This window comes from Arenimonas malthae CC-JY-1 (assembly GCF_000747075.1).
GTDB classification, from domain to species: Bacteria; Pseudomonadota; Gammaproteobacteria; order Xanthomonadales; family Xanthomonadaceae; genus Arenimonas; species Arenimonas malthae.
Genome location: NZ_AVCH01000175.1, coordinates 1 through 24,850, shown reverse-complemented (window position 1 = coordinate 24,850; position 24,850 = coordinate 1). Strand labels below are relative to the sequence as shown.

Annotated in this window: 21 protein-coding genes and 1 pseudogene; 11 read left to right on the top strand and 11 right to left on the bottom strand. The window is 71.3% G+C overall.

The annotated features are described in order from the left end of the window. The 3 genes from N790_RS10565 to N790_RS10555 all read left to right on the top strand — a co-directional run. The coding region (locus tag N790_RS10565; protein ID WP_156970040.1) for a TlpA family protein disulfide reductase at positions 1 to 492 on the top strand (492 nt) is incomplete at its 5' end. A 50-nt stretch (positions 493 to 542) separates the two neighbouring features. Continuing rightward, entirely contained in the window at positions 543 to 2,321 is a 1,779-nt protein-coding gene (locus tag N790_RS10560; protein WP_052385873.1) for an EAL domain-containing protein, read from the top strand. Positions 2,322 to 2,335: 14 nt separating this feature from the next. Further along, entirely contained in the window at positions 2,336 to 2,809 is a 474-nt protein-coding gene (locus tag N790_RS10555) for an OsmC family protein (RefSeq protein ID WP_043804001.1), read from the top strand. 8 nt (positions 2,810 to 2,817) lie between these two features. On the opposite strand, the gene N790_RS10550 is transcribed toward N790_RS10555, so the two are convergent. From N790_RS10550 to N790_RS10535, 4 genes are all read right to left on the bottom strand, one after another. Further along, on the bottom strand, positions 2,818 to 3,207 hold the full coding sequence (locus N790_RS10550; RefSeq protein WP_043804000.1) for a YchJ family protein: 390 nt from the start codon (positions 3,205 to 3,207) through the stop codon (positions 2,818 to 2,820). After that, positions 3,188 to 3,949 carry a hypothetical protein gene (locus tag N790_RS10545; RefSeq protein WP_043803999.1) on the bottom strand — a complete coding sequence of 254 codons (762 nt, stop codon included), beginning with the start codon at positions 3,947 to 3,949 and terminating at the stop codon, positions 3,188 to 3,190. Before N790_RS10545 ends, N790_RS10550 begins: the two co-directional genes overlap by 20 nt. 35 nt (positions 3,950 to 3,984) lie before the next feature. Next, a complete protein-coding gene (locus tag N790_RS10540; RefSeq protein ID WP_156970039.1) occupies positions 3,985 to 5,364 on the bottom strand; it encodes a lipase/acyltransferase domain-containing protein in 1,380 nt (459 codons plus the stop codon). Positions 5,365 to 5,425: 61 nt separating this feature from the next. After that, entirely contained in the window at positions 5,426 to 6,511 is a 1,086-nt protein-coding gene (locus N790_RS10535) for an alkene reductase (RefSeq protein WP_043803997.1), read from the bottom strand. A 136-nt stretch (positions 6,512 to 6,647) separates the two neighbouring features. Between N790_RS10535 and N790_RS10530 the strand changes: the two genes are divergently transcribed. Together N790_RS10530 and N790_RS10525 are read left to right on the top strand one after the other, a co-directional pair. Beyond that, positions 6,648 to 7,574, top strand: coding sequence for an alpha/beta fold hydrolase (locus N790_RS10530; RefSeq protein WP_043803996.1), 927 nt, complete (start codon positions 6,648 to 6,650; stop codon positions 7,572 to 7,574). Positions 7,575 to 7,633: 59 nt separating this feature from the next. Then, on the top strand, positions 7,634 to 8,008 hold the full coding sequence (locus N790_RS10525; RefSeq protein WP_052385872.1) for an I78 family peptidase inhibitor: 375 nt from the start codon (positions 7,634 to 7,636) through the stop codon (positions 8,006 to 8,008). A gap of 25 nt (positions 8,009 to 8,033) precedes the next feature. Here N790_RS10525 and N790_RS10520 read toward each other — a convergent pair whose 3' ends face one another. Further along, on the bottom strand, positions 8,034 to 8,873 hold the full coding sequence (locus N790_RS10520) for a universal stress protein (RefSeq protein WP_052385871.1): 840 nt from the start codon (positions 8,871 to 8,873) through the stop codon (positions 8,034 to 8,036). A 173-nt stretch (positions 8,874 to 9,046) separates the two neighbouring features. Here N790_RS10520 and N790_RS10515 point away from each other — a divergent pair, with 173 nt between their 5' ends. Both N790_RS10515 and N790_RS10510 read left to right on the top strand, forming a co-directional pair. Further along, positions 9,047 to 11,497 carry a DEAD/DEAH box helicase gene (locus N790_RS10515; protein WP_052385870.1) on the top strand — a complete coding sequence of 817 codons (2,451 nt, stop codon included), beginning with the start codon at positions 9,047 to 9,049 and terminating at the stop codon, positions 11,495 to 11,497. Next, positions 11,494 to 12,441 carry a ribonuclease H-like domain-containing protein gene (locus tag N790_RS10510; RefSeq protein WP_084062850.1) on the top strand — a complete coding sequence of 316 codons (948 nt, stop codon included), beginning with the start codon at positions 11,494 to 11,496 and terminating at the stop codon, positions 12,439 to 12,441. Before N790_RS10515 ends, N790_RS10510 begins: the two co-directional genes overlap by 4 nt. Here the strand turns inward: N790_RS10510 and N790_RS10505 are convergent. Further along, positions 12,416 to 13,552, bottom strand: coding sequence for a DNA alkylation repair protein (locus N790_RS10505; protein ID WP_043803995.1), 1,137 nt, complete (start codon positions 13,550 to 13,552; stop codon positions 12,416 to 12,418). The genes N790_RS10510 and N790_RS10505 overlap by 26 nt on opposite strands. Positions 13,553 to 13,635: 83 nt before the next feature. Further along, a complete protein-coding gene (locus N790_RS10500) occupies positions 13,636 to 15,306 on the bottom strand; it encodes an endonuclease (RefSeq protein ID WP_043803994.1) in 1,671 nt (556 codons plus the stop codon). Positions 15,307 to 15,460: 154 nt separating this feature from the next. On the opposite strand from N790_RS10500, the gene N790_RS10495 reads away from it, so the two are divergent. Then, positions 15,461 to 16,372 (top strand): oxygenase MpaB family protein, encoded by a 912-nt coding sequence (locus N790_RS10495; RefSeq protein WP_043803993.1) that lies wholly within the window; start codon positions 15,461 to 15,463, stop codon positions 16,370 to 16,372. 26 nt (positions 16,373 to 16,398) lie between these two features. Beyond that, positions 16,399 to 16,950, top strand: a complete 552-nt coding sequence (locus tag N790_RS10490) for a phosphoribosyltransferase family protein (protein WP_043803992.1) — start codon at positions 16,399 to 16,401, stop codon at positions 16,948 to 16,950. A 39-nt stretch (positions 16,951 to 16,989) separates the two neighbouring features. Here N790_RS10490 and N790_RS10485 read toward each other — a convergent pair whose 3' ends face one another. The 3 genes from N790_RS10485 to N790_RS16460 all read right to left on the bottom strand — a co-directional run bounded on the left by N790_RS10485 (position 16,990) and on the right by N790_RS16460 (position 19,970). Next, positions 16,990 to 17,805, bottom strand: a complete 816-nt coding sequence (locus tag N790_RS10485) for an NYN domain-containing protein (RefSeq protein ID WP_043803991.1) — start codon at positions 17,803 to 17,805, stop codon at positions 16,990 to 16,992. Positions 17,806 to 17,830: 25 nt separating this feature from the next. Beyond that, positions 17,831 to 19,234 (bottom strand): IgA Peptidase M64, encoded by a 1,404-nt coding sequence (locus tag N790_RS10480; RefSeq protein WP_043803990.1) that lies wholly within the window; start codon positions 19,232 to 19,234, stop codon positions 17,831 to 17,833. Positions 19,235 to 19,355: 121 nt separating this feature from the next. Next, a complete protein-coding gene (locus tag N790_RS16460) occupies positions 19,356 to 19,970 on the bottom strand; it encodes a BON domain-containing protein (protein ID WP_052385868.1) in 615 nt (204 codons plus the stop codon). 439 nt (positions 19,971 to 20,409) lie between these two features. Between N790_RS16460 and N790_RS10470 the strand changes: the two genes are divergently transcribed. Continuing rightward, on the top strand, positions 20,410 to 22,845 hold the full coding sequence (locus N790_RS10470; RefSeq protein ID WP_043803989.1) for a TonB-dependent receptor plug domain-containing protein: 2,436 nt from the start codon (positions 20,410 to 20,412) through the stop codon (positions 22,843 to 22,845). Positions 22,846 to 22,881: 36 nt separating this feature from the next. On the opposite strand, the gene N790_RS10465 is transcribed toward N790_RS10470, so the two are convergent. Next, positions 22,882 to 24,468: an MASE1 domain-containing protein gene (locus N790_RS10465; RefSeq protein WP_043803988.1), complete on the bottom strand. Its 1,587-nt coding sequence runs from the start codon at positions 24,466 to 24,468 to the stop codon at positions 22,882 to 22,884. A 165-nt stretch (positions 24,469 to 24,633) separates the two neighbouring features. On the opposite strand from N790_RS10465, the pseudogene N790_RS10460 reads away from it, so the two are divergent. After that, positions 24,634 to 24,850: pseudogene (locus N790_RS10460) on the top strand (c-type cytochrome); the annotation flags it as partial.

Here is a 24,850-nt window from a genome sequence, read left to right as displayed (position 1 = left end):
CGGCCCGGCCTGCGTGCCGGCGCGCTGGGCGCGGCACTGGTGCTGCTGGTGGTTGGCGCGTTCACCTTCGAGTCCGGCGCCGCGCGACCGGCGGCGCCACGTTTCGCCCTCGAGCGCCTGTCCGACGGCGCGCCCGACGACCTGCGCGGCCGCGGCCCGGTGCTGGTGATGCTGTGGGCCACCTGGTGCCCGTCCTGCCGCCGCACCATGCCACGCCTGCGCGAAGCCGCGCCGCGGCACCCCGGCATCCGCATCGTCTACCTCAACCAGGGCGAAACACGCGCCGAGGTGCAGGCGTATGCGAACGAACACGCCCTGCCCGCCGAAGACGTGCTGCTCGACCCCGCGCTGCAGTGGGGCCAGGCTGCCGGCGCCGTCGGCTACCCCACCCTGCTGCTGCTCGACGCCGATGGCCGCGTCGCCGCGCGCGCGGTGGGCGAGCTGTCGCCGGCCCGCATCGCCGTGCTGCTGGAGTCGGCCGGGCGCCGCTGATCGCGGGCGCGCGTCTTCACCACGTCACATTGCCGTCGAAGATTGGCGGGATGACCGTCCAATCCCCACCGCCCGCGGCGACGTCGCAGGCCATCCTCGATGCCGTCACTGCGCCTGGCGGGCTGTTCCCCGTGTACCAGCCCGTCGTTCGGCTGGAGGACATGTCCGTGCGGGCGCACGAAGGCCTGGTGCGCTGCGCCTGCGAACCGTCGCTGCCGCCTCCGGCGATCTTCGACGCCGCCCGCCAGCTCGGCCGCCTGCCGGAAATCGAGCTGCTCGCGGCGCGCACCGTTGTGGCCGGCTATGGTTTTGCCGAAGGCCACGGCCGCCTGTTCGTCAACCTCAGCGCCACCGCGCTGATGGACCCGACGCTACGGCTTTCGCACCTGCGCGACATCGTACGGGCCGCGGGCGTGGACGCGTCCCGGCTGATCATCGAGCTCTCGGAACGGGACGTGGTCGAGGACATGGCGGTGCTGGCCGAACCCATCCGCGGACTGCGCGCGGCGGGAGCCCAACTGGCGCTGGACGATTTCGGCAGCGGCCATTCGAATTTTTCGCTCTGGCAGGCGCTGGGCCCCGAGTACGTCAAGCTCGATCGCAGCATCGTGCACGGGGTTTCACGCAGCTCGCGCCAGCTGGCCATCATCCGCGCGCTGATGCAGGTGGCCGAAGAGTTCCGCACCGACCTGATCGCCGAGGGCATCGAGGACGACGCCGACCTGGCACTGGTGCGCGACCTCGGCATCCGCTGCGGCCAGGGCTATTCGCTGGGTCGCCCGGTGCGCCAGCCGGTGGCCGCGGTTCCGGAGGCCCGGGCGCGCATGCAGGCCTGGCCGGTGCCGGTGCGGCCCACCACGTCGCCGGCGATCCTGGCCCGCGAGGTGCTGGTGTCGAACCTGCTGATTGAAGCTCCGGCCGTGGGCCTGGCCACCAGCAACCACCAGGTCGGCGCGGTCTTCAAGCGACACGAGGGCCTGCACGCCCTGGCCGTACTCGACGAGGGCAGGCCCGTCGGGTTGATAAACCGGCGCGTTTTCATGGAGCGGCTGGGCCAGCCTTTCGCCCGCGAGATCTTCGGCGCCAAGTCCTGCGTCGAGTTCATGCATGCCCAGCCGGTGGTGTGCGACGCCGACACGCCGGTCGCCGCGCTTCTGGATGTGCTGCGCGGCGAGGACCAGCGTTACCTGGCCGACGGCTTCGTGATCACCCGCGACGGCAGCTATGCCGGCCTCGGCACCGGTGAATCGCTGGTGCGACGGGTGTCCGAGATCCGCATCGAAGCCGCCCGCTACGCCAACCCGCTCACCCTGCTGCCCGGCAACATCCCGATCACCGTGCACCTGCAGCGGCTGCTCAAGGGGCCATCGGGCTTCGTGGTGGCTTATGCCGACCTCAACCACTTCAAGCCCTTCAACGACCAGTACGGCTACTTCCGCGGCGACGCGATGATCGAGCTGCTGGCCAACACGATGCGCGCGCAGGTGGATGCACGCATCGATTTCCTCGGCCACGTTGGCGGCGACGACTTCGTGGTGATGTTCCAGAGCCCCGACTGGCGGGAGCGCTGCCGCGCCATCATCGCCGGCTTCAACGAGGCGGCCCGGCGGCTGTTCGACCCGGCCGACCTCGAGCGTGGCGGTATCGAGGCCGAGGACCGCGCCGGGCACCCCGGATTCTTCCCGATAACCACGCTCGCGGTGGGCGCGGTGGTGGTTTCACCGGGCCTGTCGGCCACGCCGGAGCAGGTGGCCACCGCCGCCGCCCAGGCCAAGAGGCGCGCGAAGCAGGACGACCAGCCCTTCTTCGAGACTACACTGGCCTCCTGACCCTGGAGGAAGCCATGGAAACCAAGACCATCGAGGTCCACCTGGAACAGCAGGAGGGTTACGCCTTCCGCGTGAGCTTCGGCGACGGCATCGACGACCTGATGACCGACGAACCCGCGCCGCTGGGCGCCGGCGCCGGCCCGAATCCGTCGAGGCTGCTGCTGGCGGCCATCGCCAACTGCCTGGCCGCCAGCCTCACCTTCGCGCTGCGCAAGTTCGGCAATGCGCCGGGCCCGCTGCGCGCGAAGATCAGCGGCGAGATGGCCCGCAACGAGGCCGGCCGCTGGCGCATCCCGCGCGTGCGCGCCGAGATCGACATGGCCGAGGGCCCGGGCGCGCACAAATCGCTCGAGCGCATCCTGGCCCAGTTCGAGGACTTCTGCGTGGTCACGCAGAGCGTGCGCGACGGCATCGAGGTGGACGTGGTGGTGCGCGACGCCGACGGCCGCGTGCTGGTGGGCGACAAGAGCTTCGAAGCCGGCGCCTGAGCCGCGCGTCAGTTGCCGACGTCGCCGTCCACGTAGACCCAGCGCCCTTCTTCGCGCACGAAGCGGCTGGTTTCGCGCAGGCGGCCGGCGCTGCCGCCGCCCTGCCGGTAGCGCGCCACGAATTCCACCACCGCGCGGTCGCCGTCGGCGACGTGGCGCTTCACGTCCAGGCCCAGCCAGCGCAGCGGTGGCTGTTCGTCGAAGGCCAGCACGGCCGGGCGCGTGGACGGGTGCCAGGTGGCCAACAGGTAATCGGCCAGCTGCAGCGCATAGGCGCTGTAACGCGAGCGCATCAGCGCCTCGGCGTCGGGCGCGGGCGAACCCGCATGCAGCGGGCCGCAGCAGCGCGCGTAGGCGCCGCGGCCGCAGGGGCAGGCCTCAGGCGGACTTGCGGGCATCGAGGATGAGCCGCGCGATCGCGGCGTCGCCCTTCTCGATCAGCTCCACCGGCGTGTACTGAAAGCCGGTGACCACCATGGCTTCGCCCACGCACCACTCGCGCTGTTCCTTGCTCAGCGACACGGCGCCGGCGGCGGCGGCGGCCAGCAGTTCCGGCGTGGGCACGGTGTCCTGGGGTTCGGGCGCGCGCTTGACCGGGCTGGTGCCACTGGCGGCCTTGTCGGCTTCGGCCTTGAGCCAGGCCACGCGCGCCAGGCCCACGGCCAGGCGGTCGCCGGCATCGCGCAGGCTGGGCACGGCGCTGGCGAGTGCGCCAAGCAGGGCGTCGCGCTCCACTTCCAGCGCCTGTTGCGCCTTCTCCAGCTGGTGCATGCGCTGTTCGGCCGCCTTGAGCATGCCCTCGAGCTGCAGGATCTCGGTGGCCGGGTCGGCCAGCGACTTGGCGCCGAGCAGGCGCATCACCTTTTCGCTCAGGCGCGCGTGGATGGCCGGGTCGGAAAACTTCAGGTCGCGCGCGGCGGTCTGCCAGGCCAGGGCCACCTGGCTGACGGTCTGGGTTTTTTCCGAAGGCGTGCCGGGCGCGGCTTCGTTGACCGGCGCGGCCGCCGGGCCGAGGTTGGCGTTGGCGACCTGCTGGATGGCCAGGTCCAGGCGCTCGCACAGCTCGGTCTTCTGGAAATCGCGCGCGAGCTTGCGCAGCTCGATGCGGCAGTCGATCAGCAGGGGGCGCAGGTCCTTCATGCCGGCATTCTATGCCGGGCCGGGGCGCCCGGGCGTCAAGGCGCCAGCAGGAAGTGCAGCAGGTTGTTCTGGACGTAGGGATTGACCGACAGCTGGTCGTGGCGTTCGCACAGGAAGAAGCTGCTGGCCGCCGAAAAGGCCTCGATGCCGGCGCCGACGCCTTCGAACTGGCCGCGGCCGAGCTGCGATTCGCGCGTCACCAGGCCGTCGCCGGGCACCAGTAGCAGGCGCTCGTAGTCCACCCCGGCCACCTTGTGGCGCAACTCGCCAGGGCGGATCACCAGGCGCTCGCTGCGCGGGTTGCGCGGGTCGCGGTCGAGCACGGCGCGGCCGGGGGTGAGCGTGCAGTCGCCGCCCAGCACGGAGACCTGGGTGCCGGTGGGCGGCGCCGGCTGGCCCAGGGCCAGCTGCAGCTGCTTCGCCCGCGCCAGGTGGCGCACGAAATAAGCCTGCAGCTCGGCCATCTGCAGCGCGCCGGTTTCGTGGTCGGGCGCCGCGGCCAGCACGCGCGCCTCCACTTCGGGCGAGAAGATGCCCCAGCGGCGCACGCGCCAGGCGTCGGCGTCGTAGATGTCGAAGTCCAGCGGCTCGCCGTCGGCGCTGTAGATGACGCCGGCGTCCGGGTGCGGCAGGGTTTCGAAGGGGGTGGCGAAGGTCACCAGCACTTCCACCGGCACCGTGCGCAGCGCGATCTTGACGCCCTGCTGCAGCCGCTCGAGGCTCACCACCGAACCCATGGCCGGCGTACCCAGCAGCACCATGCGGCGGATGCGCTTGCCGCCCTCGTCCCAGGGCGTGAATTCGGCCTGGTCGAGCACGTCGGCGGTGCCGTAGCGCAGGTAGTAGTTGGCGATCAGGCCGCCGTTGCTGTGCGCCAGGATGTCGACCGGCAGGTCGGGATCGCCGTAGTCGCGGCGGATCTGCTCGATCAGTTCGTGCAGCTGGCGCACCGCGTGGATGTTTTCCTTGCGCCAGTCGTAGAGCAGCACGTAGTAGCGGCGGCGGTCGTCGTCGCCGTGCACGGGCACGCCGGGGGTGCCGCGCTGGAAGCGGCCCACGCGCTCGAGCGCGTCGATCAGCGCCTCGTAGTAGTCCACCCGCGCCACGCCGTAGAACAGGTCGCCCGGTACCAGGCCGCCGCCGCGCGCTTCCACTTCGCGCACGCGCGCCAGCTCGCGGTATTCACTGAAGGCCAGCGTGCCCAGCGAACCCGGCCAGTACTCCTTGCCGGTGTCGCGCTCGACCAGCGTCGAACCCATCAGGCCGTGGATCAGGATGACCGGCGGCTGCGCCGGGTCCAGGGCCTGGGTTTCGTACAGCCGCGCCAGGTCGGGCCGCTTGCCCGTGCTGGTGCAGCCCGCCAGCACGAGGCTGGCGAGCACGATCATCAGCAGTTGGCGGAGACGGAGTGTCATGGGGCGCGGATTTTCACACGCGGCCGGTGAACGCCGGCACCGCCATAAGTCCCGGATGGGCTCAGGCGGCGGCGGTTTCGCGCAGCGCGGGGTAGTCGGTGTAACCCTCGGGGCCGGGGCTGTAGAGCTTGGTCGCGTCCATCTCGGCCAGCGGCTTGCCGGCGAACAGGCGGGCCGGCAGGTCCGGGTTGGCGATGAAGGGGCGGCCGAAGGCGATCAGGTCGGCCAGGCCGGCGGCCAGGTCGGTTTCGGCGCGGGCGGCGTCGTAGTCGCCGGCCAGGATGAGCGTGCCTTCGAAGCGCGCGCGCACCTCGGCCACCAGGCCCTCGGGCAGCGCACCCGGGGTGGCGATGAGGCTCAGGTAGGCGATGCCGCGGCGGGCCAGTTCGTCCACCAGGGCCAGGAAGTCCTCGCGCTCGCCCTCGAAACCGGCCTCGAGGTCGTTGAACGGGTTGAACGGCGAGACGCGCACGCCGACGTGGCCGGCACCGATGGCAGCGATGGTCGCGTCGACGATTTCCAGCAGGAAGCGGGCACGATTGGCGCCGTTGCCGCCGTATTCGTCGCCGCGCTGGTTCGACTTCGGGTTCAGGAACTGGCCCGGCAGGTAGCCGTTGGCCGCGTGCACCTCGACCAGGTCGATGCCGGCTTCGCGCGCCAGGATGGCGGCGCGCACGTATTCCTGGCGGGTGGCGGCGATGTCGGCGGCGGTCATTTCCCGCGGCACCGGGTGCGGCTGCATGCCCGAAGTGTCGGTCCATACCTGGCCCGCGGCGGCGATGGCCGAGGGGCCCAGCACTTCGGCGCCGGCCGGCAGGTTGGCGGCGTGGCCGATGCGGCCGCTGTGCATCAGCTGGATGGAGATCTTCGCGCCGCCGGCGTGCACGGCCTTGGCCACGTCGGCCCAGCCGCGCGCCTGTTCGGCATTGAAGAGGCCGGGGATGCGCGAGTAGCCCAGGCCGTTCGGCGAGGGCGACACGCCTTCGGTGATGACCAGGCCGGCGCCGGCGCGCTGGCCGTAGTACTCGGCCATCAGCGCGTTGGGCACGTTGCCCTCGGCGCGGGAACGGGTCATCGGGGCCATCACAACGCGGTTGCGCAGGGTCAGGCCGGCCAGGGTGTGCGGGGTGTTCAGGCGGGTGGTCATGGGGAAGCCTCCGTGGGATGGCGATTAGGATGGGTGTCGCCGTCCGGGTAACAAAGACCCCGATACGACACGTATCGTTTCCAAATCAGCACGAATCCGTGACGCGACGCCGACACTCCGCGCGCTGCAATGAGGTATGCGCGCCTTCCTCCTGCTCGGGCTCCTCCTGCTGGCCGGCCCCGCCGCGGCAGCCCCTTTCGCCAATTCCCGGCTGGAAACCCTGGCGGGGGTGCAGGTGCACGTTCGGCACTGGCCCGCCGCCGGTCCGGCCGCCGGCTGCCCGGTGCTGCTGCTGCACGGACTGGGCGGCTCCACGTATTCCTTCCGGGCGCTGGCCCCGGCCCTGGCCGCCGCCGGCCACCCGGTCTGGGCCCTGGACCTGCCGGCCTACGGCTACAGCGCCCGCCGCCCCTTCCCCGACACCGCCGGCGCGGCGCTGGCACCGTGGCTGCAGGCGCAGGCCGGCGACCAGGCCTGGTGCCTGCTGGGCCATTCCATGGGCACGCGGGTGGTGGCCGAACTGGTGCTGGCCCTGCCCGGCCGGGTGGCGGCCGTGGCCTACGTGGCCGGCAACCCCATTCCTTCCGCGCGCGAACTGCGCGGCCGCGAGCGCTTCCGCTCGCCCAAGCTGCGCGAATGGTTCGCCGGCTGGGTGGAACGCCGCTACCTGGGGGAGGAAAAGATCGGCGAACTGCTTGAGAAAGCGTATGGCCGGGAGCCACGCGCCGAGGAAGTGGCGGGCTACCTGGCGCCACTGCAAAAGCCCGGCACCGCGCTGGCGATCATGAACGGCTACGCCGCGCGCTGGCCGGAAACGCCGCGCGGCGAAGACCTCGACCGCGTGCCCAGCCTGATCCTGTGGGGCGAAAACGACGCCTGGGTGAAGCCCGAAGTGGCCGACCGCCTGCACGCAGCCCTGCCTTCGGCGCGCCGCGTTACCGTGGCCGGCGCCGGCCACTGCCCCATGGAAACCCACGCCGGGCCGACGGCCGATGCCGTGCTCGCGCACTTCGGCGCCACGCCGGCGCTGGCCCGCGCCACGGGAACCGGCGCGCGGCGCTGAAGACGCTCCGCCCGGGCCTGCGCTAGTCTGGTCGCCAGCCCCCGCTCCGGAGCCCGCGCATGTCCCTGTTCCGCCCCTTGAGCCTTGCCCTTGCCGCCGGCGTCGCGCTGGCCGCCTGCGCCACGCCGCCGCAGGAAACCGCCCCGCCCGCCGACGCGGCCGCCGCGCCGGAATTCGCCCAAGCGCCGCCGCCGCCGGCCATGGACGCACCCGCCCCCGAGGAAACCCCGATGACCTGTGACCCCGCCCCCGGCCAGTGGGCCGTCGGCCAGATCGCCGACGAGGCGCTGGTGGCCAAGGTGCGCGCCGACACCCATTCCGACCGGGTGCGCGTGATCCGCCCCGGCATGGCCGTCACCATGGACTGGCGCGAAGACCGCCTGAACCTGGAAGTGGACGCCGACAACCGCGTGCTGACGGTGCGCTGCGGCTGAGCCGACGCCGGGCCGCGGCCCGGCTTCAGTGCGAGAACAGCACCGGCAGGCGCGCGCCCTGCAGCACGGTGCGGGTGACGCCGCCGAACACCTGTTCGCGCCAGCGCGAATGGCTGAAGCCGCCCATCACCAGCAGGTCGGCCACGCACTCGCGGGCGTGGTCGAGGATGGCTTCGCCGGTGCTGCGCACGCCGCGTTCCACCACCGTCACCTGGGCGTGGCAACCGTGCCGCGCCAGGTGCCGGGCGATGTCGGCGCCGGGCGCTTCGCCGTGGCCGAGCGCGGTGGGTTCCGGGTCCACCACCACCACGTCCACGCGGGCGTCGCGCGGCAGCCAGGGCAGGGCGTCGTGCAGGGCGCGGCTGGCTTCGCGGCGCGGCTGCCAGGCCAGCACCACGCGGCGCGGCGGCACCATGGCCTTCACCTTTTCCGGCACCAGCAGCACGGGCCGGCCGCTATGCATCAGCAGCGCGTCGAAGCCCACGGCGAAACGCGCCGTGCGGTCGTCGGCCAGCGGGCCGCCGAACACGCACAGGTCGGCGTAGCGGCCATGCAGGGCGGCCACTTCCTCGGGCCAGGCCAGCGGTGAATCCACCACGCGCACCTCGTGCGGCACGCCGGCGGCGGCCAAGCGGTCGCGCGCGGCCTGGGCGGTGTCTTCGGCCAGCTTGCGCAGCAGGTCGTAGCCGGCCTGGTCCAGGCCCGCGCCGGTGATGCCCCACTCGGTGGCGAAAGGCACCGGCGTGTGCACCACCGACAGCGCGGCCACGTGGCCGTCGTGCTGCTTCGCGAAAGCAGCGGCGGCGTCGAGCGCGCCGGCGTCGGCGGGGGTGCCCTGCAGGAAGACGAACAAGTCGCGGATCATGGGAGTTCCTCCGGGATGCCTTCGGGACAACGCCAGGAAGCGGGCGCTTGCGGCCACGCTACGCCGCGGCGGACCGGGTGCGTTGACCTCGGTCAAGCCTACGCCGCACGGCCGTCTCAGGCGATGAGACAGGCGGGGCCTGCAATGGCCCTCCCGCCCCGGACGCCGCCGCCATGCCCTCCACCGCCCTCGCCCGCCACGACGCCCGCGCCCTGGCGCTCGACCCCGCCCTCCCGGCCGGGCTGCCCGGCAGCCCGCGCGCCCGCGACCCGCGCCAGCTGGCCGAACGCCTGCAGTCGAAGTACGGCGACCGGGTGACCGGCCACTTCGTGCAGCCCGCGCGCGACGGCCGCTACGCCCCGCTGCCGGCCGACCTGCCGCCGAACCTGGCCGGCGCGCTGCGTGAACGCGGCATCGGCCAGCTCTACAGCCACCAGGCCGAGGCCTGGGAGGCCGCGCAAGCGGGCAGGCACTTCGTGGTCGTCACGCCCACGGCCTCGGGCAAGAGCCTGTGCTACACGCTGCCGGTGGTGTCGGCGGCCATGCGCCAGCAGGCCAAGGCGCTGTTCCTGTTCCCCACCAAGGCGCTGGCCCAGGACCAGGTGGCCGAGCTGCTGGAACTCAACCGCGCCGGCCAGCTGGGCCTGCGCTGCCACACCTTCGACGGCGACACGCCCGGCGACGCCCGCCAGGCCGTGCGCCTGCACGCCGACCTGGTGGTGTCCAACCCCGACATGCTGCACCAGGCCATCCTGCCGCATCACACGAAATGGGCGCAGTTCTTCGAGAACCTGCGCTACGTGGTGATCGACGAGGTGCACACCTACCGCGGCGTGTTCGGTTCGCACCTGGCCAACGTCATCCGCAGGCTCAAACGCGTGTGCGCGTTTTACGGCGCGAACCCGCAGTTCATCCTGTGCTCGGCCACCATCGGCAACCCGGGCGCGCATGCGGAGGCGCTGGTGGAAGCCCCCGTGAAGGCCATCACCGAATCTGGCGCGCCGGTGGGCGAAAAACACCTGCTGCTGTGGAACCCGCCGGTGGTGAACCCGGACCTCGGCCTGCGCGCCTCGGCGCGCTCGCAGTCCAACCGCATCGCCCGGCTCGCCATCCGCGCGGGGCTCAAGACCCTGGTGTTCGCGCAGTCGCGCACCATGGTCGAGGTGCTCACCAAGTACCTCAAGGACGTGTTCGACCACGACCCGCGCAAGCCGCCACGCATCCGCGCCTACCGCGGCGGCTACCTGCCGAACGAGCGCCGCGAGGCCGAGCGGGCGATGCGCGCGGGCACGGTGGACGGCATCGTCAGCACCTCGGCGCTGGAGCTGGGCGTGGACATCGGCGCGCTCGACGTGGTGGTGCTCAACGGCTACCCCGGTTCGGTGGCCGCCACGTGGCAGCGCGTGGGGCGCGCGGGACGACGCCAGCAACCGTCGCTGGGCGTGCTGGTGGCTTCGTCGGACCCGCTCGACCAGTACCTGGTGCGGCACCCGGATTTCTTCGCCCAGGCCAACCCCGAGCACGCGCGCATCGCGCCCGACCAGCCGCTCATTCTGCTCGACCACCTGCGCTGCGCCGCTTTCGAACTGCCCTTCCTGCGCGGCGAATCCTACGGGCCGATGGACCCGGCACCCTGGCTGGACGTACTGGCCGAAACCGGCGTGTTGCACGCCGAGGGCGAACGCTGGGACTGGATCGCCGACAGCTACCCGGCCAACGCGGTGTCGCTGCGTTCGGTGGCCGACGGCAACTTCGTGGTGGTGGACAGCACCGACGGCGCGCGGAAGATCATCGCCGAAGTCGACTATTCCGCCGCCGCGCTCACCTTGTACGAGGGCGCCATCCACATGGTGCAGTCGGTGCCTTTCCAGGTGGAGCGGCTGGACTGGGAGGGCCGCAAGGCCTACGTCACGCGCACGCACGTCGATTACTACACCGACGCGATTGATTACACCAAGCTCAAAGTGCTCGAGCGCTTCGACGGCGTGCGCGCCGGCGCCGGCAGTGCCCAGCACGGCGAGGTGCACGTGGTGCGGCGCGTGCCTGGCTACAAGAAGATTCGCTACTACACCCACGAAAACATCGGCTACGGCCCGGTGAACCTGCCCGACCAGGAAATGCACACCACCTCGCTGTGGTGGCAGCTGCCGCAGGACACGCTGGAGCAGGCCTTCGGTTCGCGCCAGGACGCGCTGGACGGTTTCCTGGGCGCCGCGCACGCGCTGCACGTGGTGGCCACGGTGGCGGTGATGGCCGAAGGCCGCGACCTGCGCCAGGCCGTGGGCAGCGGCGACGGCGCCTGGTTCGCGCACGCCGACGGCCGCGGCCGCGGCCAATTGCGCGGCGCCGGCGGCGACACCGCCAGCCCCGAGGCCGCCGAGCGCTTCACGCCCACCGTGTACCTGTACGACAACTACCCGGGCGGCATCGGCCTGAGCGAACCGCTGTGGCGGCGACAGGCGGAACTGGTGCAGCGCGCGCTGGCCCTGGTGGCCGCCTGCGACTGCCGCGCCGGCTGCCCCGCCTGCGTGGGGCCGGTGTTGGCCGGCGACGAGGACAAACCCGAGGGCACGCCGAAGGCGCTCGCCGCGAAGGTGCTGGCGCTGCTGGGGGACGCGGCGTGAGCGCGGCGCTGGCGGACAGGCTGCGGGCATTGCAGCGCCAGGCGGGGAAAGCACCCCCTCTCCCCAACCCCTCTCCCGCAAGGGGAGAGGGGCTCAGCTTGTCTCCCTCTCCCCTTGCGGGAGAGGGCCGGGGAGAGGGGCCAACCTCGCCGCAGCCCCCCCGCCCCGAAGTGCCCGAGAACATCCGCCGCCTGCTTGGCTTGCGCACGCGCACCCTGGCGGCCGTGCCCGCCACGCCGCGCGCGCTCGACCGCCACCTCCCCGGCGACGAAATCGCCCCCGGCCTGCGCTACTTCGAATCGCGGCACGAAGCACCGCCGCTGCCCGCCACGCTCGACGCCAGCTTCGCCAAGGACTTCGGCACGGTCGAGGCGGCGCAGCTGCTTTGTTTCGACACCGAAACCACCGGCCTCTCCGGCGGCACCGGCACGCGCGCCTTCATGGTGGGCGCGTCCGACCTGGTGGACGGCCAGCTGCGCATCCGCCAGCTGATGACCACCACGCTGGCCGCGGAAACCGCCATGCTCGAAGCCTTCGCACGCTGGCTGCCGCCCGGCACGGTGCTGGTGAGCTACAACGGCCGCAGCTACGACGCGCCGCTGCTCAAGGCGCGCTACCGGCTGGCGCGCCTGCCCTGCCCGATCACGCCGCTGGCGCACCTGGACCTGCTGCATCCCGTGCGCCGGCGCTACCGCGGGCAGTGGGAAAACTGCCGCCTGGCCACGGTGGAACGCCAACTGCTGCGCGTGCTGCGCGAAGACGACTTGCCCGGCAGCGAAGCCCCGCGCGCGTGGCGCGACTACCTGCAGGGCGGCCCCGCCACCGACCTGCGCCGCGTGCTCGCCCACAACCACACCGACGTGCGCAGCCTGCTGCAGCTCCTGGCCCACCTCGTGCAAGTGGATGCACCCCCCGCTCCTACAGGGAGGGGCGGGACAGCGTGAACGCCGCCTCGGCCACGACCTTGCCGTTCACCTGCAACTCCACGCGATGCACCCCGGGGTAATACACCCGGGTGGTGATGGGCCTGAGCGAATGCACTTTCTCCAGCCGACGCGTCTCGCGCGCAGCCAGTTCCAGCTTCCAGCCCTTGAACACCTTCGGCGAGCTGCTGCCGTTCGCCTTCACGTGGTGCACCACGTAATCCACCACCAGCGCCTGTGCGCGCGGCGAGGACGAGGCCAGCGTGGCCACCAGCGTCACGTTGCCGCCCACCGCCACGCGCCTGGGCGAAACGACCAGCGTCGCCTCGCCGCGGAAACGCTGGCCCAGGCCCCAGGCCCCGAGTACGCGCGGGTCACCCCGTTTCACCAGGGTGCGGCTGGCGTGGCGCAGCAACGTCGTGCGTTCGGCGGGCGCGCCCGGCAGGTGTTCTTCCAGCCAGCCGGCCACCAGGCCCGGATGGTCCTTGGCGATGTCGTTGAGGTGGTTCGCCACGCTGCGGCGCACGTAGGCGCTGGGGTCGTCCTGCAGCGCGCGCAGCAGCGGCAGCGTGGGCGTGGGGTCGGCGATGAGCGCCTTCACCTGAAGGCCCCAGGGCAGGCGCGGACGGCTGCCTTCGCTGGTCCAGCGGCGCACGTGCGGGCTGGGGTCGGCACTCCAGCGCTGCAGGTGCGCCAAGGTCAGCGTGAAGTGGTTGAGCAGGAACGGCCGCACGGCGAATTCGCTGGTGAAGCGCTGGGTGAGTTCGCGCAGGGCCAGCAGCCCCCGCTCGGGTTCGGCCTGGCCGCGGCGGGCGATGAATTCGCCCAGCGGCCAGCCGATCCAGCCGGCCAGGCCGGCGTCGGTGATGCCGAAGGCGAGGCGGTCGTCCACCGCGGGCGGCGCCAGCGCGGTTTCGATGATGCCGGCGGCGCGGTCGAAGTCGCCGGGCAGCGTGGCTTCGAGCGCGTCGGCGATGTGCATGGCGCGCGCCTTCATTTCCAGCGCGTCCAGCCCGGGCAACGCCCGCGCTTCGAAATCCTTTCGGTCGAAGCCGCGCCACGCCCGCTGCAGGTGCTGCCCGCAGGCGCGCACCAGCCCCGCATTGATCAGGTTCTTGAACGGCTCGGCCATCCCCGCATTATGTGGCGGCGGCGGCGAAAAAAATCGGGCCCGGTTGCCCGGGCCCGATCCGTCGCTCCGTCAGTGCAATGGAGTCAATTGCACTGGTTCTGGAACACGCAGGCCACCCACTCCGGGTGGTCGATGAACGGGTTGCGGTTGCCCTGGTAGGAATACACCGCCTCGTTGCGCAGGCGCTCCTTGTCGTCCACCGGGTCCTCGGCGTGCCAGCGCAGCAGGTCGGCCAGGCGGCCCATGTAGGCCACGCTGAGGTTGCTGCTGGAGGCCTGGATCAGGCCCGGGTCGTCGGTGAGGATCAGGTTCGGCTCGGCCGCGCCAGTCACGCCGTGCGTGCCGCCTTCGTAACGCACGTCCATGTACAGCAGCGCGCGCGCCACGTCGCCCTTGCGGTCGCCCCAGGTCTGCCAGTACGTGGTGTCGTACCAGTTCGAATTGCCCGGGAACACGCCGCTGCCGCCACCCTTGCCGTTGTAGGCCAGGGTCACGCGCTCGGTGCAGCCGGTGAGGCAATCGGCGTAGGGCTTGTTGCCGCGCGAGCTGTTGTAGCCCGAATCCGACAGGAACAGCATGTGCGTGTCGGTGTACGGGTAGTTCGTGCTGCCGTCGTTGGTGAAGCCGTAGCTCTTGGGCCAGGTGTGCTCGCGGTTGTACTCGGTGTTGCCCGCGTTGTACTTCTGGTAGCTGGCGTTGCGGTACACGTCGAGGATGCGGTTCGGGTTCAGCGGGTCTTCGTCGGCGAACTCGAGCACGTCCCAGGTGTCGGTGCCCGTGCTGGAGCTGTACGGGAAGCGCTGGTGGTCGTCGATGATGGCGTGCAGGCTGGCGCGCAGGGCGCTGGCGCTGGTGGCATTGGCCGACGAGTAGTAGTCGTTGCCCGGCGCCGACGCCGTGGTGAACACGAAGCTGTAGCCGGCCGCCATCGGCGTGGCCACGCCGTCGAGGTCGCTGACCTTGCTGGCCACCACGTCCACCAGGCAGTCCTCGAGCGCCGCGAGCGTGGCCTGCGGGTCGGCGGTGAAGGTGGTCGGGCCGCCGCTGACCGCCAGCGCCACGTTGCCGCTGGTGTCGCAGCCCAGGGTGATGGCGCCGGCCTGCAGGCTCACCGGCTCGGAGAAGGTGACCGACAGGTTGGCATCGAGCGCCACCGACGCGCTGCCGTTGGCCGGCGACGTGGCGGTGATCGTGGGCGCCGCGTCGGGCACCGGGAAGTTCTGGCCGGCGTTGCAGGTGCCGAAGCTGCTGGCCGAGGCCGCCGCCCAGCTGAAGTTGGCGTAGGCGGTGCCCGTGCCCTTGAGCTGCAGCGAATGGCCGACCGCCGTGGCCTCGGTCTCGGACACGCCGATGTTCACCGAGGTCCTGTTGCGCGCCGGGCCGTCGGCGCCCTTGAAGCTGCCTTCGTAGCTCAGGAACTGCACGACGGTGCCGGAGGCATTCACCAGGGCCACGCCGTCGGGCGCGCCGTTCTGCGCGCCGGCCACGTCCACGCTCACGAAACCGTAGGCGCCGCAGGTGCTGCCCAGCGTGCCGGACAGGCTGCGGGTGGCATAGACCTTGCGGTCGGCGCCGTTGTATAGGTGCAGCGACCAGCCCGCGAGCGACGTCCCCGCGTCGCCGGCGACTTCGATGCGCTCGCCGACGTCGGTGCCGGCGTTGTCGTAGTGGATCTCGTTGATCCAGACGCCGGCGTGGGCCAGCGCAGGGCACAGCAACAGCGCGGACAGAAGTCCGTTCTTCTTGAAGTTCATGTAAGAGTTCTCCCCAGAGTGCCGTCGGATTTTCACCGGCGGACGTGACACTAATCTTGCCGGGAGGCCGGCGCCACGGGGTTTCGTGGCTTTCCGACGGGCGGCGGCGGCCCCGCACCACCGACCCTTCACGGCCACTGCCTACACTGCCTGCATGCTTTCCCCGCTGGCCCGACCGCTGCAGACCTGGGTGCTGCGCGCCTTCCCGCGCGGCGAGAGTGGCATTGACTACGACAGCCCTGCTGACGACCCGGGACTGTTCGCGCCCGACAGCGCCACCTGGCAGGTGCACGCCGACTTCGCCGGCATGCTTTCCGGCGGCCTGTGCGCGCTGATGCTGCAGACCCTGCACCCCGCCGCGCTGGCCGGCGTGTGGGACCACTCGAACTTCCGCCAGGACCTGGTGGGCCGGCTGCGCCGCACCACGCACTTCGTGGCCGGCACCAGCTACGCGCCGCGCGGCGAGGCGCTGCGGCTGATCGAACGCGTGCGCCGCATCCATTCGAAGGTGCGCGGGGCCACCGAGGACGGCCGCCCCTACTCGGCCGACGACCCGGCCCTGCTCACCTGGGTGCACGTGACCGAGGCCTACGGCTTCCTGCAGGGCTACCGCCGCTACGCCGGCCCGGTGCCCGCGGCCGACGCCGACCGCTACTTCGACGAAACCCGCGTGGTGGCCGAAGCCCTGGGCGCGCGCGACGTGCCGCGCAGCGAAGGCGAGGTGGCCGAGTACTTCCGCGGCGTGCAGCCCGACCTGGCCTTCACCGCCCGCTCCCGCACCGTGCTCGGCGTGCTGGCCACGATGCGCCTGCCGGTGCCGCTGCCCGGCCTGTCGCGCGACGTGTTCCTGGGCGCCGGCGCCGCCCTGCTGCCCGCCTGGGCCGAGGCCCGGCTGCAGCGCACGCCGCGCCAGCGCCTGCAGGCGGCAGTGGGGGCGCGCACCCTGGTGGCCATGGCGCCGCTGTTCCGCGCCGGCCTGCGCGACGGCCCGGCCCAGCACGCCTGCCGCCGCATGGGCCTGGACGAAAGCTGGGTGCGCCGCGGCTTCGCAAAACCGCTAGGCTAGCCCGGCCACCGCCGCCGGAGACCGCCATGCCCGCCGATCGTTTTCGCCTGTATTCGGAAGTCGAACTCGAGCTGGTGATCGACGACATGGCGCGCCAGGCCGCCGCCCTCCTCGACGCCACGCCCACCGTGCTGCTGGGCATGCTCCGCCGCGGCGCGCCGCTGGCCGACCGCCTGCTGGCGCGAATCCGGGTGCATGCGCCCTGGGCCGAGATAAGCCGGCTCGACCTGAAGGTGAAGCGCTACGCCGACAACCTGGAACTGCTGCACCCCGAAACCGCGCTCGAAGCCCCGGCCGGCGCCAACCTGATGAACCGCCGCGTGATCGTGGTGGACGACGTGCTCTACCAGGGTTATTCGCTGATGCGCGTGTTCGAATGGCTGTCCACCCAGAAGCCCGCCCACGTGCACGCCGCCGTGCTGGTGGACCGCCAGCGCTACCGCATGCCCATGCGCGCCGACATCGTGGGCGTCACCCTGAAGATCGCCCCCGACGACGTGATCGAGTGCAACGTGCCGCCCTACGAAAGCGATTTCGCCGTGGACCTCTGGCGCCCGCGCGAAACCCCCAAGGGCTGACCGGGATTCTTGCAGGAGCGGCTTGAGCCGCGACCGCTTTCAATCCTTGGCACGCACGTAAAGATCCTTGCCGCCCGCGCTGCTGGCCACTTCCTTCAGCTCGAACCACTTCGGATGCGCCTTGAACAGGTCGCTGAGCTTGCGGTGGCCGTACAGCCGCGGGTCGAAATCCGAGCGCAGCTTGTTGAGGTAGCTGCCCACCGCGCCCAGGTGCGCCCAGCCTTCCTCGTCGCTGGCTTCCTCGATGGCCTGGTTGAGCAGCTTGCGCGGCGCGTGATGGGCGGGCTTGGGCTTGTCGGCGGCGGGCGGCGCGGCGGCGGCCTTGGCCGCGGATTTCGCGGCCGTCTTGCCGGCGGGCTTCGAAGGCTCGGCTTTTTCGATGTCCACCGCTTCCTGGCGCAGCACCTCGGTGTAGATGAACTTGTCGCAGGCCTGCACGAACGGGTCGAGCGTCTTGCGCTCGCCGAAGCCGTACACCGTGAGCCCGGTTTCGCGCAGGCGCTGGGCCAGGCGCGTGAAGTCGCTGTCGCTCGACACCAGGCAGAAGCCGTCGAAGCGGCCGGTGTACATCAGGTCCATCGCGTCGATGATGAGCGAGCTGTCGGTGGCGTTCTTGCCCGAGGTGTAGGCGAACTGCTGCACCGGGTGGATGGAGTGCTTGAGCAGCACCTGCTTCCAGCCCTGCAGCCGCTGCGAGGTGAAGTCGCCATAGATGCGCTTCACGCTGGCCACCCCGAACTTCGCCACTTCGGCCAGCAGGCCCTCGATGACCGAGGGCTGGGCGTTGTCGGCGTCGATGAGGACGGCGAGGTGGTGGCTGTCGTCGGCGAGGCGGGGGGTGGTCTTCTGGTCCATGGCGGGGTCGCGGCTGAAGCCGCTCCTACAGGGAATCGGGGGCGGGGCGGGAGTAGAGGTCGATGATCTGCGAGACCGCCTCGCGGCACACGTCGCAGAACGCATCGGTGCGGGTGAACATCAGGCAGTTCAGCTGCGGGCGGTAGTAGCCGGTGGCCTGGTAGTTGGCGCCTTCGAAGGCGCCCACGGCGGCGGCGTGGGGCCGGCCTTCGAAGAGGCCCTGCACGAAGGCCTGTTCGTCGCGGAAGAGCTGGCTCATTTCGCTTTCGGGGCGGCGCTCGACGCGCAGTTTGGCGCGGCGGGCCTGGTTGTCGCGCTGGAAGGCCTCGAACTCGGCCTTGGGCCAGGGCGTGGGTAGCGGCGTGGCGGGGCTCACCCGATGTTTCCACTTGCCGCCGCGCGGGTCGGCCGTGGCGTTGGGTTCCCAGGGTTCGGGCCGCTCGCCGCCGGATTCATAGGCCACGGCCGAGGTGTAGTACTCGTCGGCCAGGCCGGCGAAGTGGTGGCCGAACTCGTGCACGAACAGGTAGTCGGCCCAGTCGTTGCCCGCCGCGGCGGTGCTGAACTGGCCGAAGATGCCGCCGCCGCCGTAGGTTTCGCTGTTGAACAGGATCTCCACCACGTCGTAGGGCGCGTGCTGGGCCAGGTCGCGCCAGGCGCGGTTGTCGAGCGTGAGCGCGTAGCGTTCGCTGCCGAAGATGTCGTAGCGCAGCCCGGTGGCGCTGGCGCGGTGCTGGCCGGTGGACGGCCGGCTGACGCCGCTTTCCGGCAGCGGCACGGTGAGTGCCCACACGTTGAAGTCGGGCGCGCGCTCCCTGAAGGGCGACACGCGGAACAGCGCATCGGCCAGCCGGCGTGCGTCGGCTTCGAACTTCGCCAGCTCGTCCGCGGCGTAACCGTCGCCCAGGATCAGCAGGTCCACCTTGTCGGCGGGCTCGCCGCTGCGGCGGATGGCGATGGGCTCGGCCGGGGCTTTCGCAGGCGCGCGCTCCACGTCCAGCGCGGCAGGGTCCACGCGCACCTGCCACACGGGCTGGAACACGTTCGCCGCGTCGCGCGCCAGCACCTGCACGGTGACGGGCTTTTCCGGCAGGGGGAAACGCAGCGACTCCTGGAAGCTGCGCTGCACCGTGGCGGCTTCGGCCGTGCTGCGCCATTCGGCGAACACCGTGCTGTAGCCGCGCGAATACAGCAGCGCGCCGGTTTCGGCGTCGAGCACGCGAACCTGGTTTACGCCGCGGTTGGTGTCGTCGATGGGCCGCGCCGGGTTGCCCGGCCAGGGCAGGGCCTCCACCAGCACGCGTTCGAGCGCGAAGTGTTCGGCTTTCGCGTCGCCGCCGTGCTGGATGTCCACGCGCAAGGTGGCGGGCGGCGCGGCGAAGGCCGGCGACAGGGCCAGCAGCAGGGCGGCGGTGGCGGCAAGGCGCATGCGGAGACTCCCGGTGGGCTGCCCGCAGTGTCGCATGCCGCGCGCCGGCGCCAACGAAAACGGCCGGACCCGAAGGTCCGGCCGCCGTCGCCCACTCTGACATGGAGGGTGGCGCGTGGATTCAGTCCTTGGCCACGCGCAGCTCGGTGGCCACCACGCCGCGCACGCCGCGGGTGGCCTTCGCCAGTTCGATGGCCTTGGCGCGGGCCTCGGCGCTGGGCGCGGTGCCGGCCAGCGTGACCACGTTGCCCTTCGTGTCCACGTTGATCTGCGTGCCCTTGACCTGGTCGTCGGCCAGCAGCTGGGTCTTGACCTTGCTGGTGATCCAGGCGTCGTCGATGCCGTCGCCGGCCTCGTCCATCTTCTCGCGCACCTCGCCCGAGAGCGTGGCGGTATTGGCGTCCTGGCGCGCCTCGGTGTCGGGGGTGGCGACGACCAGTTCGTTCTTCACCAGCACCACGCCTTCGGCCTGGCCGGCCAGCTGGCCCGCGGCGAGCTTGGCGGCCTGGGTGTCGGCGCCGCCCTGGAGGGTGACGATGCCGTTGCGGGTGTCCACGTTCACGTCGAAGCCCTTGGTGCGGTCGTCGGCGAGCAGCTTGGCCTTCACCGAAGCGGTGATGGTGGCGTCGTCGATGGCCTGGCCGGCGGTGCGGGGGGTGTCCTCGGCCTGGGCGGTGGCGGCGCCAAAGCCCAGGGCAATGGCGGTGGCGAGCAGGGAAGCCTTGAGTGCGTTCATGGGGGTTTGTCTCCTTGCGAACGTTGGGGGGTACTGCGGGGCCGAGGTTGTCCGCCGCCATCGAAACGAACCCTGAAGCCGATGTTGGGATTCGGTTAGCGGGCCTCGCGATGGGCCGGTTTTTCTTTTGCCGGCGGCAACTTGCGGAACATGAATCGTTCCCGATGGATCGCCGATTGGGACCGCCTGGCGTGCTTCACCGTTGCACCCACGTGCTTTGACAGGGTCGCGCGGCGGGCGGCATGCTCGGGTGGCCATGAACTTCCGCACCGCCAACGCGAGCGCCGCGCCGACCTGTTGCCAGGTCTGTTGCGTCTTGCCTGCGCGGAAAGGGACACACGGCTGAGCCATTAGCCCCCGGACCGCGACGGCGCTGCCTTCGCACTCCGGATCCAGGGCAACGTCGTCGTGTCGGTCACCTCCAGAAGAAGGAACCCCGATGAACGTTTCGCCCCGCACGCCTGCTTCACCGCTCCGCCGTTCGCCCCTGCTCGTCGCCATCGCGCTGGCCTTGGCCGCACCCCTGGCCAGCGCCCAGGAAGCGCCGCCCGCCGGTGAACCCACCGAAGAAGCCGCGGCCGACGACACCGCCGTGCTCGACGCCATCATCGTCACCGGCACCCGCCGCACCGACCGCACGGTGGCCGAATCGCTCTCGCCCATCGACGTGCTCGACGCCACCGAGGTGCAGCGCCAGGGTTCGCCCGAGATCAACCAGGCGCTCGCCCGGCTGGTGCCTTCCTACAACTTCCCGCGCGCCACCATCACCGACGGCACCGACCACGTGCGCCCGGCCCAGCTGCGCGGCCTGGCGCCCGACCAGACCCTGGTGCTGGTGAACGGCAAGCGCCGCCACCGCAGCGCCGTGCTCAACCTCAACGGCAGCGTCGGCCGCGGCAGTTCGCCGGTGGACCTCAACGCCATCCCGGCCAACGCCATCGCCCGCATTGAAGTGCTGCGCGACGGCGCCGCCGCGCAGTACGGCTCCGACGCCATCGCCGGCGTCATCAACATCGTGCTCAAGGGCGCCGGCGCCGAAGGCAGCCTCGACGCGCGCTACGGCGAGCACAAGGAAGGCGACGGCGAACTGGTGGACCTGGGCGCCTTCAACGCGGTCGGCGACGAACGCCTGTTCATCGCGCTGGCCGCCGAATACCGCGACCGCGGCCCCACCAACCGCGCCGGCCTGGACCCGCGCCAGCAGTACCCGCTGGTGGGCGGCCAGCCCGACCCGCGCGAAGCCAGCTTCGACCGCCTCAACCACCGCTTCGGCGACGCCGACGTGCAGGACCGGCTGTTCTTCTTCAACGCCGGCGGCCAGCTGGGCGGCGCCGAGCTCTACGCCTTCGGCAACCTGTCGCTGCGCGACGGCGAGGCCGGCGGTTTCTACCGGCGCGCGCTCGACGCGCGCAACATCCTGGCCATCTACCCCGACGGCTACCTGCCGCTGATCGTTTCCGAATCGGCCGACAAGAGCTTCAACGCCGGCGTGCGCGGCGAATCGGCGGGTGGCTGGCGCTGGGACGCCAGCCTGGGCTGGGGCCGCAACGAGTTCGACTACAACGTGGCCAACAGCCTCAACGTCGACCTCGGCCCGACCAGCCCCACCGAATTCTTCGCCGGCCGGCTCGAAGCCGGGCAGCTCGTGGCCAACCTCGACCTGAGCAAGGACTTCGACTGGGGCCTGGCCTATCCGGTCACCTTCTCCACCGGCATCGAGGCGAAGGAAGAAACCTACGCCATCACCGCCGGCGAACCGGCCAGCTACTTCGGCAGCGGTTCGCAGGTGTTCCCGGGCTTCCGGCCGGCGAACGCGCTCGACGTCTCGCGTGACAGCCGGGCGGTCTACGGCGAAGTCGAGGCCGACCTCACCGACAACTTCTCGGCCAGCGCCGCCGTGCGCTACGAGGACTACAGCGACTTCGGCGACGCCACCTCGGGCAAGCTCTCGGGCCGCTACGTGTTCAACGACGTGGTCTCGCTGCGCGGCACCGTGAGCACCGGCTTCCGCGCGCCCACGCTGGCCCAGCAGTACTACTCGACCACCGCCACGGTGTTCGTGGCCGGCGTGCCCTTCGACATCCGCACCTTCCCGGTGAACGACCCGGTGGCGATCGCGCTGGGCGCCGAGCCGCTGAAGGCCGAGGAGTCGACCAGCCTGAGCCTGGGCCTGGGCCTGCAGTTCACGCCCGACTGGAACGTCACGCTCGACGCCTACCAGATCGACATCGACGACCGCATCATCCTGTCGGAAGAACTGCGCGGGCCGGCGGTGCGCGCCTTCCTGGCGGCGAACGGTTTCCCGCAGACCGACGGCGGCCGCTACTTCACCAACGCCATCGACACCCGCACCCGCGGCGTCGACCTGGTCAGCAGCCACCGCTGGGACCTGGGCGGCGGCGAGCTCAACCTCACCGTCGGCGCGAACTACAACGACACCGACATCACCCGCATCGCGCCCAACCCCGCCGTGCTCGACCAGGTGGCGCTGGGCCTGACCCGCATCGGCCGCGCCGAGATCGGCCGCGTCACCGTGGGTTCGCCCAAGGACAAGCTGGTGGTGGGCGTGGACTACGACCGCGAGGCCTGGAGCTTCCGCCTCGGCGCCACCGCCTACGGCGAATACACCACGTACAACACCAACCCGGCGCTGGACCAGACCTTCGGCCGCGAGGTGGTGCTCGACGCCGCGGTGAGCTACCGCTTCGCCCGCGGCCTGACCGCCACGGTGGGCGCCGACAACCTCACCGACGCCTACCCGGACAAGGTGATCGCGCCGAACTCCAACTCGGGCATCTTCCCGTACGCGGTCGGCAACACGCCCTTCGGCTTCAACGGCGCCTTCTACTACGCGCGCCTGAACTGGGTGTTCTGAGCCAACGGCCGCGCCGCCCCCGGGCGGCGCGGTCCTTCAGGCACCGGCGCGGAAACGCACTTCGTGCCGGTGGCCGTGCACGATGGGTTCAATGTCGTAACGGCCGTGTTCGGCCAGCACGCGGTCGGAGATGCCCGGCACCGGCTGCGGCGGCGGCACGTGCTGGGCGTAGGGCGAGAATTCCAGGTCCAGGCCCAGCGCCACGTCGTGGCCCTTCCCCGCCGACGGCGCCACCGCCAGCCGCAGCGCGAAGCGCCGCACCATCTCCAGCCGCACCGCTTCGCGCACCGCCGCCTGGCAGATGCGGTAGACCGCGGTGCGCGCGTCTTCGCCCAGCGCGTCGGCCGGGCCCTCGAAGCTGGCTTCGAACACCACGCCGCTGTCGTCGAGCATCTCGCGCAGCGGGCCGTTTTCCAGCGCCTGGCGCAGGCCGTGGGTGTCGAGCTGGGGTGGCCGCAGCTGGCGCAGGGCGCGGCGAAGGCTGTCCTGGATCTCGCGCACCTGTTCGCGCAGCGACTCCAGGAAGCGCGTGCCCTGCTCGTCGCGCACCTCGCGGAAGGCCAGGCTGATGCGCGTGCCCAGCGCGTGGATGGCGTGGCCGAGTTCGTATTCGAGTTCGTTGGCCAACTCGCGCTGGCCCTGTTCCTCCAGCCGCACCAGGCGCTGGCTGACCATGCGCAGTTCGCCGGCCAGGGCTCCCAGTTCCTCGGTCTTGGCGGCCAGCTCGGCGTGGCGCAGCGCCAGCGCCTTGTGGCTTTCGCGCAGCGCGGTGCTGGCCGCGCCCAGCACCAGCGCGCCGCCGCCCACCACGGCCAGCACCAGCTGCAGCATGGTCACGTCCACCGTGAGCACGCCGCCCGCCACCAGCGCCTGGATCACCACGCCCAGCGTGGTGGTGCCCAGCGCGCCGCCTTCCCAGCCGTGCCGGAAGCCCAGGAAAAACAGCGGCGCGAAGGCCAGCAGCAGCACGTAGATGGCCAGGTCGGCATAGGCCTGCAGCAGCAGGAAGATGGCCAGCGCGCCCAGCACCACCGCGCCCAGGTCGCGCCACAGGCCGGGCCGCCACTGCCGCAGCAGGGCCCCGTGCGCCACCGCCACCAGCAGCGGCGCCAGCACCAGCTGGCCGATCAGGTCGCCGTACATGAAGCGGAACATGCTGGCCAGGGTGTCGGCCACGCTCATTTCATAGGTGACCAGGAACATCCACAGCAGCGGCGACACGCCCGCCGCGCCCAGCAGGCCGGCCAGCACGAACAGCAGCATGCGGGTGGGGCTGTCGAGGCTGGCCAGCGGCCGGCTGCCGCGCAGCAGGTACACCACCGCGGCATAGATGAACCATGGCGCCACGCCCACCGCCAGGAAGGTCAGCGACAGCAGGTCGAAGCCCAGCACCAGCGACTTGATGCCCTGCCCGACGATTTCCGAGGCCGCCAGCCAGCCCCAGCGCCGGGTCGGCACCAGCCACAGCAAGGCCAGGCGCAGGCCCGCGGGCAGGAACCAGAGCTGGGACGACAGCTGCTCGAAGGCCAGCCAGGCCAGCATGGCGAGCAGGGCGAACAGCGCCCAGCGTCCCGCCCGGCCCGGGCTCGGGTCCTGCAGGAACAGCAGCGGCTGGAAGTGCATCGTCTGCCTGTCCCCCCCCTGTGGGGCCGGCGTGCCAAGGCCCAGAATGCTACGGGAGGGCTGCGTGAAGGAAGGCCCGGCGACGCGCCTTCCTTGGGCGGGAGCGGGCCGATATAATCGCGGTCTTCTTATCCACAGGGCCCCGGCCCTCTGTCAGGACATCCCGTGCGCAACCACGACCTGGTTTTCCTCAAGCACTTCTCGATGGTCATCGTCTTCCTGATCGGCCTGACGGTGGCCCTGATCCTGCTCGGCATCTACATCAACAGCCAGCAGGAGCCGGAGCCCAACCCGGTGGCCGAGCGCGCCATGGCCGAGCGCGTGCGCCCGGTGGGCGCCGTGTACGCCGGTTCCACCGGCGCCGCCGCCCAGGCCGCGGCCG